The sequence below is a fragment of the Acinetobacter calcoaceticus genome (genome assembly GCF_016508255.1).
In the GTDB taxonomy this organism is placed as follows: domain Bacteria; phylum Pseudomonadota; class Gammaproteobacteria; order Pseudomonadales; family Moraxellaceae; genus Acinetobacter; species Acinetobacter calcoaceticus_E.
This window is the reverse complement of the sequence record NZ_JADVKT010000001.1, coordinates 1-15,128: the sequence shown is the minus strand read 5'-3', so window position 1 is coordinate 15,128 and position 15,128 is coordinate 1. Positions and strand designations below refer to the sequence as shown.

At 36.4% G+C, this 15,128-nt stretch carries 15 protein-coding genes; 10 read left to right on the top strand and 5 right to left on the bottom strand.

The genetic code is table 11. The annotated features are described in order from the left end of the window. Nucleotides 1–2: 2 nt before the first annotated feature. Nucleotides 3–563: a PadR family transcriptional regulator gene (locus I5515_RS00075; protein ID WP_199964843.1), complete on the bottom strand. Its 561-nt coding sequence runs from the start codon at nt 561–563 to the stop codon at nt 3–5. Between the two features lie 135 nt (nt 564–698). Here I5515_RS00075 and I5515_RS00070 point away from each other — a divergent pair, with 135 nt between their 5' ends. From I5515_RS00070 to I5515_RS00055, 4 genes are all read left to right on the top strand, one after another. Next, a complete protein-coding gene (locus I5515_RS00070) occupies nt 699–2,723 on the top strand; it encodes an NADPH-dependent 2,4-dienoyl-CoA reductase (protein WP_199964188.1) in 2,025 nt (674 codons plus the stop codon). Between the two features lie 71 nt (nt 2,724–2,794). Further along, nucleotides 2,795–3,202: a nuclear transport factor 2 family protein gene (locus I5515_RS00065; RefSeq protein WP_199964187.1), complete on the top strand. Its 408-nt coding sequence runs from the start codon at nt 2,795–2,797 to the stop codon at nt 3,200–3,202. 38 nt (nt 3,203–3,240) lie between these two features. Next, nucleotides 3,241–3,957 (top strand): SGNH/GDSL hydrolase family protein, encoded by a 717-nt coding sequence (locus tag I5515_RS00060; protein ID WP_199964186.1) that lies wholly within the window; start codon nt 3,241–3,243, stop codon nt 3,955–3,957. A gap of 19 nt (nt 3,958–3,976) precedes the next feature. Beyond that, entirely contained in the window at nt 3,977–5,071 is a 1,095-nt protein-coding gene (locus tag I5515_RS00055; protein ID WP_199964185.1) for a YheT family hydrolase, read from the top strand. Nucleotides 5,072–5,126: 55 nt separating this feature from the next. Here the strand turns inward: I5515_RS00055 and I5515_RS00050 are convergent, their stop codons facing one another. Beyond that, nucleotides 5,127–5,972 (bottom strand): metal-dependent hydrolase, encoded by an 846-nt coding sequence (locus I5515_RS00050; RefSeq protein WP_199964184.1) that lies wholly within the window; start codon nt 5,970–5,972, stop codon nt 5,127–5,129. Between the two features lie 242 nt (nt 5,973–6,214). Further along, on the bottom strand, nt 6,215–6,682 hold the full coding sequence (locus tag I5515_RS00045; RefSeq protein WP_199964183.1) for an internalin: 468 nt from the start codon (nt 6,680–6,682) through the stop codon (nt 6,215–6,217). A 223-nt stretch (nt 6,683–6,905) separates the two neighbouring features. Between I5515_RS00045 and I5515_RS00040 the strand changes: the two genes are divergently transcribed. The 3 genes from I5515_RS00040 (at nt 6,906) to eno (ending at nt 10,782) form a co-directional block, all read left to right on the top strand. Further along, nucleotides 6,906–8,543, top strand: coding sequence for a CTP synthase (locus I5515_RS00040; RefSeq protein WP_199964182.1), 1,638 nt, complete (start codon nt 6,906–6,908; stop codon nt 8,541–8,543). Nucleotides 8,544–8,573: 30 nt separating this feature from the next. Beyond that, nucleotides 8,574–9,431 carry a 3-deoxy-8-phosphooctulonate synthase gene (gene kdsA, locus I5515_RS00035; protein ID WP_003652054.1) on the top strand — a complete coding sequence of 286 codons (858 nt, stop codon included), beginning with the start codon at nt 8,574–8,576 and terminating at the stop codon, nt 9,429–9,431. A 61-nt stretch (nt 9,432–9,492) separates the two neighbouring features. Then, entirely contained in the window at nt 9,493–10,782 is a 1,290-nt protein-coding gene (eno, locus tag I5515_RS00030) for a phosphopyruvate hydratase (protein ID WP_199964181.1), read from the top strand. 194 nt (nt 10,783–10,976) lie between these two features. Here the strand turns inward: eno and I5515_RS00025 are convergent, their stop codons facing one another. Beyond that, a complete protein-coding gene (locus tag I5515_RS00025) occupies nt 10,977–11,654 on the bottom strand; it encodes a DUF421 domain-containing protein (RefSeq protein ID WP_199964180.1) in 678 nt (225 codons plus the stop codon). Nucleotides 11,655–12,020: 366 nt separating this feature from the next. Between I5515_RS00025 and I5515_RS00020 the strand changes: the two genes are divergently transcribed. Then, entirely contained in the window at nt 12,021–12,398 is a 378-nt protein-coding gene (locus I5515_RS00020; RefSeq protein WP_199964179.1) for a hypothetical protein, read from the top strand. Nucleotides 12,399–12,422: 24 nt separating this feature from the next. Here the strand turns inward: I5515_RS00020 and I5515_RS00015 are convergent, their stop codons facing one another. After that, on the bottom strand, nt 12,423–13,103 hold the full coding sequence (locus I5515_RS00015) for a hypothetical protein (protein ID WP_199964178.1): 681 nt from the start codon (nt 13,101–13,103) through the stop codon (nt 12,423–12,425). 613 nt (nt 13,104–13,716) lie between these two features. On the opposite strand from I5515_RS00015, the gene ftsB reads away from it, so the two are divergent. Next, nucleotides 13,717–14,106 carry a cell division protein FtsB gene (ftsB, locus tag I5515_RS00010; protein ID WP_004643028.1) on the top strand — a complete coding sequence of 130 codons (390 nt, stop codon included), beginning with the start codon at nt 13,717–13,719 and terminating at the stop codon, nt 14,104–14,106. Next, nucleotides 14,072–14,788, top strand: coding sequence for a 2-C-methyl-D-erythritol 4-phosphate cytidylyltransferase (ispD, locus tag I5515_RS00005; protein ID WP_199964177.1), 717 nt, complete (start codon nt 14,072–14,074; stop codon nt 14,786–14,788). The genes ftsB and ispD overlap by 35 nt, the downstream gene beginning before the upstream one ends. The last annotated feature ends 340 nt before the right edge of the window (nt 14,789–15,128 follow it).

Below are 15,128 nucleotides of genomic sequence, written 5' to 3'. Positions count from 1 at the left end.
GACTATTCTCCGGATACGCTATCTTGGGTAAAGCGTTTTAATTGAGGGATGACTTGTTCCAACCACTTGATCCATTCACTTTCCATTGTAATCCCAAGTTCTAAGATCATTTTGTGAATGTACAACACACGGTTATCTAGATCATCGCTATCTTTAAAATCTTTATCGTAAATACTTTGATAAAGTTTCAGCTTCTCTTGATGTAAACCAAGATGCCTTAACAGTTCAGGTAATATCTGATTATTGCTCAATTGTGCTTCAGCACGCAATCTAACCATTAAATCATCACGAAGTTGTGCAGGTTCACTTTGTTGCGTCATCCATGAAGCTAGTTCAATACGCCCTAATTGTTCAACTTGATAGGTTTTTTTTCGACTATTTTCCATTTCATTTTCTAACGTTGAAACCCAACCTTTTTTGAGCATGTGGTTGAGTTCACGATAAATTTGCTGATGAGTGGCATTCCAGAAAAAACCGATTGAGCGATCAAAGCGGCGGGCAAGTTCGAACCCTGTGCTTGGTCGTTCAAGTAAGCTGGTCAATAAAACATGAGGAAGTGACATGGCAATCCGGTTTGTAAGCAAAAGTAAAGTGTGACTCATGAGATTATGCAACATGTTGCATAAAAGTCAAAATTTGATTATAAATTAATGCAACAAGTTGCATTAGCAAGCTAATTGCTAGCCAAAGGAGAAAATATGTCAGCTTATCCACATTTATTAAAGCCACTTGATTTAGGCTTTACTACTTTAAAAAACCGTGTGCTTATGGGGTCTATGCATATTGGGTTAGAAGAAGCACCGCAGGGATATGAGCGCATGGCTGCATTTTATGCTGAGCGTGCAAAAGGTGATGTGGGGCTGATTGTAACTGGCGGTGTTTCTCCGAATGATGATGGTGTTGTATTTAGCCATGGTACGAAGTTAGATACGGTTGAAGAAGCTGAAAAGCATAAAGTGATTACCCAAGCTGTTCATGAAGCTGGGGGTAAAATTGCTATGCAGATTTTACATACTGGGCGTTATTCTTATCAGGCAAATAACGTTGCACCTTCAGCAATTCAAGCACCGATTAACCCGATTAAGCCAAAAGCTTTAAGTTCTGCCGAAGTACAGCAGACTATTGATGACTTTGCAAACTGCGCCAAACTTGCTCAGTATGCGGGTTATGATGGTGTGGAAATCATGGGTTCTGAAGGTTATTTAATCAATGAGTTTATTGCCGCACGTACGAATCATCGTGATGATGAATGGGGCGGTAGTTACGAAAACCGTATTCGTTTTCCTATTGAAATTGTAAAACGTACACGTGCTTTAGTGGGTGAAAACTTTATCATTATTTATCGTCTATCGATGCTTGATTTAGTTGAAGGTGGTTCAAGTATTGAAGAAGTGATTCAGCTTGCAAAAGAAATTGAGAAAGCAGGTGCAACTATTATCAATACAGGGATTGGTTGGCATGAAGCTCGTATTCCAACAATTGCGACCAAAGTTCCTCGTGCCGCGTTTACGTGGGTTACTGAAAAACTTAAAGGTGAAGTCTCTATTCCTTTAGTTACTTCTAACCGAATTAATACGCCAGAAATGGCTGAGCATGTATTGGCATCTGGTCATGCTGATATGGTGTCTATGGCACGCCCAATGCTCGCTGATGCTGAGTTTGTCTTAAAGGCAAGTGAAGGGCGTAGTGATGAAATTAATACATGTATTGGCTGTAACCAAGCTTGTTTAGACCATATTTTCTCAATGAAAATCGCAACTTGTTTAGTGAATCCGCGTGCATGTTATGAAACTGAACTTATTTTTAAAGATGCACAAGTTCAAAAGAATATTGCCGTTATTGGGGCGGGACCTGCGGGTTTAAGTTTTGCTGTATATGCAGCTGACCGTGGACATCAAGTTAAAATTTTTGAGGCAAGTCATCAAATTGGTGGGCAGTTTAATATTGCAAAGACTGTTCCTGGCAAAGAAGAGTTTTATGAAACCTTACGCTACTTTGGTCGCCAAATTGAGTTACGACCAAATATTGAGTTAATTTTGAATCATAAAGCAACTTATGAAGAATTGAGCCAAGCAAATTTTGATGAAATTGTAGTTGCAACTGGTGTAACGCCTCGTCAATTACAATTTGAAGGCATTGATCATCCTAAAGTACTCAGCTACTTACAAGTTTTAAAAGAACATGTGCCAGTGGGCCAGCGTGTTGCCATTATTGGGGCAGGCGGTATTGGCTTTGATACGGCTGAATATCTCACTCATGAAGGTGAAAGTGGCAGTTTAAACCCAGAAAAGTTCTATGAAGAGTGGGGAATTGATACTCAATATGAGCATGTAGGCGGTTTAAAACAGCCAAAAGTTGAGACCTCTGAACGAGAAATTTATTTATTGCAACGTAAGACCGCTGTTGTAGGTGGTGGTTTGGGTAAAACTACAGGATGGATTCATCGCGCAGGCCTTAAAAATCGCCAAGTTAAAATGCTTGCAGGAGTGCAATACGACAAAGTAGATGATCAGGGCTTACATATCACTATAGATGGGCAGCCAAGTGTACTTGAAGTCGATCATGTTGTGATTTGTGCTGGTCAAGAATCTTTCACTGCAATGTATGACCAATTAAAAACAGAAGGTAAAAATGTTCATCTAATTGGTGGTGCTAAAGAAGCGGGTGAATTAGATGCAAAACGTGCAATACGTCAAGGTGCTGAACTAGCAGCGGTACTATAAATTTTATGGGACATTCCTTTTATACGGAAGTGTCCCTAACTTCATTGGTTAAATTATAGGATAGAACAACAATGACACTTCAAACAACAAAACAGTCATTAGAAAAATGGCATCAAATGATTCAGGCAGGTAACTTGTCCGATCTAAATGATTTACTGGCAGATGACGTGGTTTTTCGTTCACCAGTTGCCTATAAACCTTACGAAGGAAAGCAGGTCGTTTTCTTCATTCTTACCAATGTCATTCAAGTGTTCGAAAACTTTACATATCATCGTGAGTTTTATACAGAAGATGGCGAAAATGTAGTGCTTGAGTTTAGTGCCAATGTCAGTGGAAAGTCATTAAAAGGTATTGATATGATCCGTTTTAATGAACAAGGCAAAATTATTGATTTTGAAGTAATGATTCGCCCAATGAGCGGTTTAGCTGCACTGGCTGAACAAATGGGTATAAGAATTGCCAAGTTTCAACCGCAATAATTTTACTAAATAGCCTAAGCAACACAGAGATCATTAGAATGTGGTTAAAACTTTCAACTTTAGCATTGTTGCCTGTACTTTTTGTGCAGGGAACAAAGGTTCGTAAGAATACACCACGCTTGCTAGAAGCCAGTGGTGAAAGAGAAGGCATTGTTGGCCAAGGCAGACCTTTGTCATTACTTATTTTAGGAGACTCTGCCGCAGCTGGTGTTGGTGTTGAAACACAAAAAGATGCTTTATCTGGCGCAATTATTTCTGAGTTACAAGATGAATATTTGATAAGTTGGAAGCTTCATGCAAAAACAGGCGATACCACCAAGCAGGTTTTTCAAGCTTTACAGCATTTAGAACAGCAAAATTATGATGTTGTTGTTACCTCTATTGGCGTTAACGATGTGACAAAATTAACGTCAGCAGACTTATGGATAAAACAACAAAAGCAATTATTTCAACATATACAGGCACGTTTTCAGCCTAAGTTAATTATTGTTTCTGGCGTTCCGCCAATGCAACATTTTCCAGCTTTACCAAATCCATTGGCTTGGTTGTTTGGAAAATATGCGGAGCAAATGAATCAAGTGTTATATAAATGGTTAGAATCACAAAACCAATTTAGATTCATTCAATATGATATTGAAAGTTTTCAAGCGATGAATCTGCCTATGGCAAGTGATGGTTTTCATCCGGGCAAAGAAATTTATGCAATTTGGGGGCAGCAGATTGCAGCATTAGTGCGGCAATCATTTAACTCATAATCAGAGGTCGTGATTGGATATGGGCATATCTACTTTAAATAAAATTAAAGCTTTCGGTTCAGAATTATTTGATTCGGTACTAGGTGCTGAACAGCCAAAAGTCTATTATGACCCACAAGGGAAAATTAAAGATGTCTTGGATAAATTGCCTCAACTAAAGCAAAAATATCGTCCTACGCCATGGTTAAGTAATAATCATGTTCATCTTTTATATTTCGATATTATTAGAAAAAAAACCATTAAGCTTGAATATGACCGTATTGACCAGCTCAGCATGAAAGATGGTGGGGTAACTGCGATCGCATGGTATGGCTATAATCTTCCCAAAGATACTCCTACGATTGTCATCATGCATACCATTACAGGCACCCCTGAAAGTATGCGTGAATTGGTAAAAGACTTACATCAATATACAGGTTGGAGAATAGCGCTATGCTTACGCCGTGGTCATGCTGGTTTACCTATGCCTGTACCGCAGATTTCGCTTTTTGGATCAACGAGTGACCTTAAAGAGCAGCTTACGCATATTCAAAATCTATTTCCTCAATCGGATTTGTATGCTGTTGGTTCCTCTGCGGGAACAGGACTGTTGGTTCGTTATTTAGGCGAACAAGGGGAGAATACTCCTTTTAAAGCTGCATTTGCGATGTGCCCTGGTTACAACACAGAAATTGGTTTTAAGAATGTTCATCCGTTCTATAGCAAAATGATGACCAAAAAGTTATTCAAATATTTTATCCATCCTTACCAAAGTACATGGAGCCAGATTCGTTCTCTAGAAAAAGTTCTATCAACGACAAGTCTGGAAGAATTTGAAAAAGAATATTTTGAGATGGCTGGTTTTCAGGATTATCAAAGTTATTGTCAAGCCATTAACCCAATTTATGTATTTGAGAATGTCAAAATTCCATTAATGATTCTTAATGCTGAAGATGATCCAGTATGTTCTATTAAAAATTTAGAGCCTTATAAAGAAACCATCCAGCAAATGAGTAATATTGCAGTGGTCACCACAAAAAAAGGAAGTCATTGTGGTTTTTACGAAGGTTGGAAAAGTACCTCATGGGCTGCGCGTCTTATGTCTAATTATTTTTTAATTGAACGTACTAAGTAAATAATGATTGTTCTAAAAATAAAGCCCAAGTGATTGGGCTTTATTTTTAATGGCTTTAAGATAACAGAGCTGGGGTATCCTTTATGCCAAGTTTTACTTTAGTGGCAGCAACTAAATCTCTTTCATTGGTCTGATTTGGGTGAAAGTCATAGCGATAGTATTCAAAAAATTTAGGAATTAATGTTCTATATTGTTTACCTGCAAAACTAAAGAAATTACGCCAAGATCTAAAGTTAGATAATTGTTTATCTCTTTTCATAAGGACAATTTGATAAATTGTTGAAAACCCCGTAATAAGAATTAAACTCAATGTAAAAACTGAAATACGCGGCAAATAAGCACTTAATCCATTGCCATATAAATATTCATATAAATCGAAAGCTACCGCTTTATGCTCGGTCTCTTCCACACTGTGCCATAACCACAAATCTCGGATAGTTGTATCTGTCATAAGTTCATTGACAGACTGCATCATGCTCACCACAAGTACGGCTGTGTAATGTTCTAGACCGACTGTGACTAATAGATTCCATTTTTTACTAAAAACTTTTTCAATGCCTTTTAGGATAATACCTGTAGCTTTTTCTAATGATTCTGGATCAAGACCATATTGTTGAGCACTCACATGAAAAGCGTGGTGTTCTTTAGAGTGCATGGCTTCTTGTCCGATAAATGCTCCGATTTCACGATCTAAAAGCCCATTCTGTTTAGCTTTTCCTCGTAAAGCCCGCACAGAGCGAACGAAATAAGATTCGCCTTCAGGGAATAAAGCTGATAGCCCTGTAAAGTAATGTGTGAGTGAAGGGTCATTGTTACACCAATAACGGGGTATGTTTCCAAAATTATAGTCCATACGACGAACTGGAAATGAGGCTGGTACGCGACTTGATACAGTATTCATTTTAGGCTCCAATCTTCTTTTAATTAAGGTTCCAAAAAGGAACTTGATTAAAAACTACAGATCAGCCAAAGAGACGTCAATGTTTTTTGGGCAGGAATAAATAGATTGTCCTAAATTGATATTTAGAGGAACTTTAAAGATAAAAAATAGATGAAAGTAATATTTATTATTGGACTGAAAGTTTTAATTGATCAAAAAGCCCAAACCAAAAAAGTTCAATTTGGGCATATTTGTACTGAAACTTAGTTCTTAAGCGCTGGCGTAGCAGCAGCAATTGCAGCAGCTACAGCATCATCTTCAGTTTGAGAAGGTTCAGCTGGCTTAGCAGGTTTTGATTGAACTTTTTCAGGCTTCGGCTCTGCTTTTGGCTCAGGTTTAGGTTCTGGCTTAGGCTTCGGTTCTACTTTAGGTTGTTCAGAAACAGTTGTTTGTGAATTTTGCTCAGAGTGGGCAGGACGAGTTTCACGGCGAATTTCAGTTGTAGTATTCGCTGTTTCTTCGTGATGAACTTCAACTTGCGTTGGTTCCTGAGTTTGAGCTTCTTCAGTTTTAACACTTTCTAAAGACTCAAATTTTGCAGGTTTAGATTCTGAAACAGAAGTTTCAACCTTCTCTTGCTCTTCTTCTTTAGGTGTTTCTTTTTTGACGCATGCGGTTAACAATAGTCCAGCTGCAATTGCAGCACAGATTAAAAGTTTTTTATTTGCCATTGTCCTAAACAACATTTAATTGAGGAGCTCGCATTATAACAGTAAAAGAGAATGAAAAAATCATGTGAGATTAGCCTAATTTTTTATTAAAAATGCTGATAGAATAGCCAGTTGTTTAATGATCTTTGAATTGGTGCGGTTTGACTTTGCTTTATAGGGGCAGAGTACAGTAAAATTGCCCAACATTGTAGGCCGATTTCGGCTTGATTGTACGAGAAACTTAATGACCCATTTTATTTTTGTTACTGGTGGTGTGGTTTCATCGCTAGGTAAAGGTATTTCTGCTGCTTCAGTTGCTGCACTTTTGGAAGCCCGTGGCTTAAAAGTCACAATGGTTAAAATGGATCCTTACATTAATGTCGATCCAGGGACAATGAGTCCTTTCCAACATGGTGAAGTTTTTGTCACAGAGGATGGTGCCGAAACTGATCTAGACTTGGGTTATTACGAACGTTTCTTACGTCGTGCGAAAATGACCAAACTTAATAACTTTACTAGTGGTCGTGTATATCAGGACGTTTTAAATAAGGAACGTCGTGGTGACTATCTAGGTGGTACAGTTCAAGTTATTCCTCATATTACTGACAATATTAAAGAACGTGTACTTCGCGCAGGTGAAGGTTACGATGTTGCTATCGTAGAAATTGGCGGTACGGTGGGTGATATCGAATCTCTACCGTTCATGGAATCGGTACGTCAATTAATGGTTGAGCTTGGTCACAAAAGAACCATGCTTATGCATTTAACTTTACTGCCATATATTAAATCAGCAGCAGAGTTAAAAACTAAACCAACTCAACATTCTGTAAAAGAGTTACTTTCAATTGGTATTCAGCCAGATATCCTTATCTGTCGTACTGAATATGATGTAGATGTTGATACTAAACGTAAAATTGCATTGTTCACTAACGTAGAAGCACGTGCTGTAGTGGTATGTAAAGATGCGAAAACCATTTATCAAATTCCACGTACATTCTATGAACAAAACGTTGATGACTTGATTTGTGAACGTTTTGGATTTAATGATCTTCCTGAAGCAAATCTAGAAGATTGGGACAATGTAGTCGAAGCGTTATTGAACCCTGAGTACACTTTACGTGTAGCTATGGTTGGTAAATATGTTGAATTACCAGATGCTTATAAGTCTGTTAATGAAGCATTGTTGCATGCAGGCATCAAAAACCGTGTGAAAGTACAGATTGACTATGTCAATGCTGAAGAACTCGAAAGCCAAGATGTTTCTATTTTAGACACAGCTGATGCAATCTTAGTTCCAGGTGGTTTTGGTGAGCGTGGTACTGAAGGCAAGATGAAAGCTATTCAATACGCACGTGAAAACAAGATTCCTTTCTTGGGTATTTGTTTAGGTATGCAATTGGCAGTTATTGAATATGCCCGCCATGTTGCAGCTATGCCAGAAGCATCTTCTACAGAATTTAATCGTTCTACAAAATATCCATTGATTGGTTTAATTACCGAATGGTTAGATGAGCGTGGCGAATTACAGCAACGCAGCGTAGAGTCTGATTTAGGTGGAACTATGCGTTTAGGTGCACAAAAATCAGAATTGGTTGAAGGCACAAAAACACGTGAAGTCTATGGTAAAGCAGAAATCACTGAGCGTCATCGCCACCGTTATGAAATGAATAACCGTTTCATTGAGTCGATTGAACAAGCTGGTATGAAGATTTCAGGCTACTCTTCGGCACAACATTTGGTTGAAACTGTAGAAATTCCTGAACATCCTTGGTTTATTGCTGTACAATTCCACCCGGAATTTACAAGTTCACCACGTGATGGACATCCATTATTTGCTAGTTTTATTGACGCTGCGAAAACTCAGCATCAAAAAAGTAAATAATGCGATTTTAAATAAACTGGGAAAGTTTAAATGTCACAATTAAAACCACAAGAAGTTGTACGTTTAGGCGATATACAAATGGCAAATCATTTGCCATTTGTATTATTTGGCGGAATGAACGTACTAGAATCAAAAGATTTAGCTTTCGAAATTGCAGAAACGTATGTGGATATTTGCAAACGCTTAGATATTCCTTATGTATTTAAAGCGAGTTTCGATAAAGCAAATCGTTCTAGTCTGCATTCATTCCGTGGCCCTGGACTTGAAAAAGGTATTGAATGGTTAGGCGATATTAAAAAACATTTTAATGTACCTATCATTACTGATGTTCATGAGCCACATCAAGCGGAAGCAGTTGCAGAAGTAGCTGATATTATTCAGTTACCTGCTTTCTTAAGTCGCCAAACTGATCTTGTTGAAGCGATGGCGAAAACACAGGCTATTATTAACATTAAGAAAGCTCAGTTTTTAGCACCTCATGAAATGCGTCATATCCTGAATAAATGTTTAGAAGCAGGAAACGATAAACTTATTCTTTGTGAGCGTGGTTCAGCATTTGGCTATAACAATCTTGTTGTAGATATGCTTGGCTTTGACATCATGAAAGAAATGAATGTACCAGTTTTCTTTGATGTAACACATGCGTTGCAAACTCCTGGTGGTCGTGCTGACTCAGCAGGTGGTCGTCGTGCCCAAATTACAACTTTAGCACGCGCTGGAATGGCAACTGGTTTGGCCGGATTGTTCTTGGAAGGTCATCCGGACCCAGAACATGCGAAATGTGATGGACCTTGTGCATTACGTATGTCGCAGCTTGAGCCGTTCTTGGCACAAATAAAAGAATTGGATACTTTGGTTAAAGGATTCAAAAAGTTAGACACTCATTGAGTTTTTACTTACTTACGCTGCTTTAATCGCAGCTCATATTCATTCAACAGAGGAATTGTTCATGAGCCAAATCGTTGACATCCGTGCACGTGAAATTTTGGACTCTCGTGGTAACCCGACCATCGAAGCAGACGTAATTTTAGAATCTGGGGTTGTGGGTCGTGCATGTGCACCATCTGGTGCTTCAACTGGTTCTCGTGAAGCTTTAGAACTACGTGACGGTGATAAATCACGTTACTTAGGTAAGGGCGTTAAAACTGCGGTTAACAACGTAAACACGATTATCCGTGACGCTTTAGTGGGCAAATCAGTATTTGAACAAAAAGACATCGATAATACGATGATCGAACTTGATGGTACTGAAAACAAAGAAAAATTGGGTGCAAACGCAACTTTAGCTGTGTCATTAGCTGCTGCACGTGCTGCTGCTGATGAAAAGAAAATTCCTCTTTTCCAATACATCGCTGACTTACGTGGTCAAAAGATTTTGACTATGCCTGTACCAATGATGAACATCATCAATGGTGGTTCGCATGCAGACAACAACGTTGATATTCAAGAGTTTATGATTGAGCCAGTAGGCTTCACTTCATTTGCTGAAGCATTACGTGCAGGTGCTGAAATCTTCCATTCTCTAAAATCAGTTTTAAACAAAAAAGGTTTAAACACTGCTGTAGGTGATGAAGGTGGTTTTGCACCAAACTTGCGTTCAAATGAAGAAGCAATCACTGTTATTCTTGAAGCTATTGGTCAAACAGGTTACAAAGCTGGTTCTGACATTATGTTGGCGCTTGACTGTGCATCTTCAGAATTCTACAAAAATGGTCAATACATCCTTGCAGGTGAAGGCAATAAAGCATTCACAAGCAATCAGTTCTCTGACTATTTAGCTGGTCTTGTAAGCCAATATCCAATTATCTCAATTGAAGATGGTTTAGATGAGTCAGATTGGGAAGGTTGGTCTTACTTGACGTCTATCCTTGGTGACAAAATCCAATTGGTGGGTGATGACTTGTTCGTTACAAACCCTAAGATTTTACAACGTGGTATTAATGAGAAAGTAGGTAACTCTATCTTAATTAAATACAACCAAATTGGTACGTTGACTGAAACTTTAGATGCAATCTATCTTGCTAAAGAAAATGGTTATACAACTGTAATTTCTCACCGTTCTGGTGAAACAGAAGACTCGACTATTGCTGATTTGGCAGTAGGTACAGCGGCTGGCCAAATTAAGACTGGTTCACTTTGCCGTTCTGACCGCGTTTCTAAGTATAACCAATTACTTCGTATTGAAGAGTTGACTAAAGCTGCTTACCGCGGTAAAGCTGAGTTTAAAGGTTTAAACTAATCTTTAAATAAAAAGTTAAAATTAGCTTTTAACATTTTAGGGTGCTATTTTTAATATGAAATAGCACCTTTTTTAATTCATAAAAATAAGTTACTTTCTAATAATTCTTTTGTGATATTTCAAAGTGAAAAACTCTAGCTATTAAAGTTTTTCAAAAACAACATAGCTAACATTTATAATACTTAATTCTTGTATTATCCTAATCTGCGGGTTTTTAAAGACTCAGCCCAACTATGATGTTTGCAACGAGTGCACTCTTGATTGATTTTATTTAGAATTTTAGTTTCACCACATTTCATGCATGAATAAAAACTATTGATTTTAAACACGTCAGCTCTGTAATAGGCATCAGGAAATATTGGTAACCCCCATTTTACCTCTTCATCTTCATAGTACAGTAAACTAAGAATCCCGTCAGATTCTAGTAAAGCTGTTCTCACTTGACCTAAATGTTCAACATTTTGTTGGCGCATCTCTGAGAAAAACTCATCATGTGAATATGATTGTTTCTGGAAATCTTTGTAGACTAAAAGTCCATCTTTGACCACACAAAGTGCTTTTCCTTCTAATAGGTCTTCAATTTTTTTATTTTTCACCATGGCCCAAGTTACAAGACGATAGAGAGAAAGGATAACGATAAATACGACTAAAGCATGTGAGATAGGTACGTCCTTGGTAAACATAGGGTCACCCGCAGCGGAACCTAAACATAAAATAATCGCGAGTTCAAAAAGAGAGAGTTGGCGAATACCGCGTTTACCTGATAGTCTTAGAAAACTAATAATAATGATAAACATGACAAAACATCGAACCAAAATTTCCAGAATAAAGGTCCAAGTAGTGTCACCTATGAAAATATTAAAAAAATCCATTTTTTCTCCTTTCTGGATAAGTGGAAGAAATCTTTATAAAATTCTTAGCAAATTGAAAAGAGAAAAAATATACTTTTTAAGTATTTGTTGGTTAAAAAATCGGAAATTATGTGATTTTGTATGAATTTTACTATTCAGCTTGTTCATTAGATTAAATATATTTTAGGTTTTAATTCTAGATAGACGTTAAGATAGAATAATTGTTGGTGTTGTTAAATAAGATAAAAGTATCATTTATTGGATTGTGATTTTTAAATGTCTTTTATATATTGATTGGAATTTACATCACTCTATTTTTATAATATCTAATCTTAATATATATATGATATATTTTAATGTTTTTTGATTTTATGAGAATTTTATATCATGAGAAAGCAATATCATTTTAGGAAAATTGAAAATGATACATATATTTGGGATGTCGATAATTTAATAGCATTAACTAGAGATTTTAAAGTAAAAGAAATTTTACTATTAGAAATAAAAGAATTAAATGAACCGTATTGGTATCCAGATTCTCATCCTACAACTCAAGACATAATTAATCATATGCTACTCATTCAAGAGGCAGATTTGACTTATCCAATAATAATATGTTCACAGGGTAGAGTAATGGATGGCATGCATCGGGTAGGAAAAGCAAGAATTTTAGGTAATGTTAAAATACGTGCTGTACAATTTGATAAAGATCCTCAACCAGATTATATCAATGTTGATGAAAATGATCTTATCTATGATGATTAATTCTATAACAATTGCTAATAGGTTTTACTGACAATCGGGGGTGTAGGGAATAGCATCTAAACGTTTTCTAAACACAATGGGATTCAGTATATTTTCATACATTTGTTGATATGTTCTTTTATGATCCTCCATATTGTGATAATCAACGATTTCTTGAAGTTTATCCTTATATTCGATATTACCAGCATGAAACATTGCTGCATGATGGCCCCATAATGCATATTGATATCGTAATGCTGCCTTTGGAATTAAATTTATTTCCTTTAAATAACTATGAGCAGTTTTTTCATAACATTCTTTTATTTCATGAGCATTTCTTCCCATTTTTATTAAGAAGATGCATTGTACTTCTTGCAGCTTAGAGTTATTTGTTTTAGCTAATATTTTTTCAGTAAAAGCATATGCTTCTTTAAGGCAACCTAAGTGAATAAGTACCTTGCGTTTGGTTTTTAAAATATCTAAATTATTATCGCTAGATGGCATCTTGTTTAATAAGTTTTTAAATTTTAAATGGACTGTATTTGGGGATTGTCCAGATTTTAGACTGTATACAATGTCGTTATATTCAAATATATAGGGGTTGGCTGATATATGTTGTGTCTGATTACTCTCCATATTAATTATTTTTGAAGGTCTATCATCAGTAGGGTTGTTACAAGCGCTTAAACCTAAGCTTACTAAAGAAAATGCTAAAATTTTATGCACTACAGTTTATACCTTTATTCTCTTTCATGAGATTTATGAGGAATAATAAAATATAAAAGAAAATACTGTGTAGTTTTTTTATTTCTCTTGTTCTTATGTGGTTCAATAGTCAATATTAATTTGAAAGTTGGTTTATATATTTTTGTGATCAAAAACAATTGTCAGCTGTTCAATTGTGGACTTTTAGCAGCCTTAGTGCTGCAAGAAAACTTTATGAAAATTTTGGTTTTAAATTGATCGATGAATGGGAAGGAGAACAGTGGGGTAGAGCTATGCTAGAGCAACAATTTACACAGGTAAGTAATTAAGATTAAAGAATGTTAATTGGTTTGACTATGACTCTACGGCTAAGGTAAAGACTTTGGGCTTGGGGTGTAATTTAAAAATGTGTTTGTAGGTTCGATTGATTTATAAGCAGTTGTACTTATAAATATTATTTCCCTTTCAAATTCCATTCATTTTTGACAAAATGAAACATGTCACAATGGTCAGTTAAAGTAATATGCCCATTAATAATTTTGCTTAAATTTTTGCAGGAATTGTGCATGTTACTTGTTAATTACTCTACAATACAAACTCTTAACGAAAGTTTTTAATTAAAAATCTTAATGATATGTTAGAAGTATTTCGATCCACTTCAAGCAAACTGATATTGCTACTTGTTATTGTCTTAGTAGCTATACTGCAATATCAATTTTGGTTAGGTGAGGGTGGTTATATCCCTCATCAAGCTCTCATGCAACAAATTCAGCAACAAGCTGAAGTAAATGAAGAGCTTAAAGAACGAAACCGAATTTTGGCGGCAGAAGTTTTTGACCTTAAAAATGGTACAGAAGCCATAGAAGAACATGCTCGTCTTGATCTTGGTTTAGTAAAACCACATGAAACGTTTGTTCAAATGAGTACGATCAGTACCCATTACAAGCCTATTTATATTGACCCGAACGCCAAAGTAGATTTAGAAACGAATGAGACCCCTGCATCCCCAGATATCCCAGACTAAATTGTGGGCGGTTATTCCCGCCGCAGGATCAGGAAGTCGATTTTCTAAAACTGAGTTGAAACAGTATCAATATATTCAAAATACGACTGTTTTAGAACATACTGTTCGTCGCATCAGCCAACTGCCTTTAAATGGGTATGTCTTGGCAATTGGTATGCAAGATACCTTTGCTCAGACTTTACCATTTCAAAATATAGATAAGGCGCATTTTTGCATTGGTGGGGCTGAGCGAGTCTATTCTGTGTTAAATGCGTTAAATCATCTTTTAAATTTTGCCGATGAGAATGACTGGGTACTGGTGCATGATGCAGCACGCCCTTGCGTTACCTTGGATTGTTTAAATGCTCTTGTTGAAAAGGCAATTGAATCAAATGAGAGTGCTATTTTAGCAATTCCGGTTCGTGATACTTTAAAGCAGGTTAAATCAGGCAATCAAATTGATAAAACAGTCAGTCGAGATTTCTTATGGCAAGCTCAAACGCCTCAAATTACTAAAATCGGTAAACTAAAAAAAGCAATTGAACATGCTTTAGAAAATAACGTCACTATTACCGATGAGGCAAGTGCACTCGAATATATGGGTGAAACTGTACAGGTCGTAATGGGGCGTTCTGACAATATAAAAATTACTTATCCCGATGATTTAGAACTTGCACGTTTGATTCTGCAATCTCAGTCTTAATTCTATTATTTTTAACTTGCTTGGATGATTTGCTCATCTAAGCAAGCTTTCTACATATCTATTTATAACCACTTATACTCTTTTACATTGATAAGTTTTAGGATTTATCAAGATCGGACAACTACATTAGATAATGTTCGATCATCGAACAAAAAGTATTTATACCGAACAAAACCATGGTTTGATAACTAGATCAAATTACAAAAATTATCAAGAATGTTTAAAAGGAAATCTAAGGGAAACACTCGGGATTGAGTGAAATATCTATCTGTTCATTCTGCCTCTGTGTGCCTAAATCTCTTATTTATTCCTTCCTGAATGAGCACAATGGAGTTGTCTA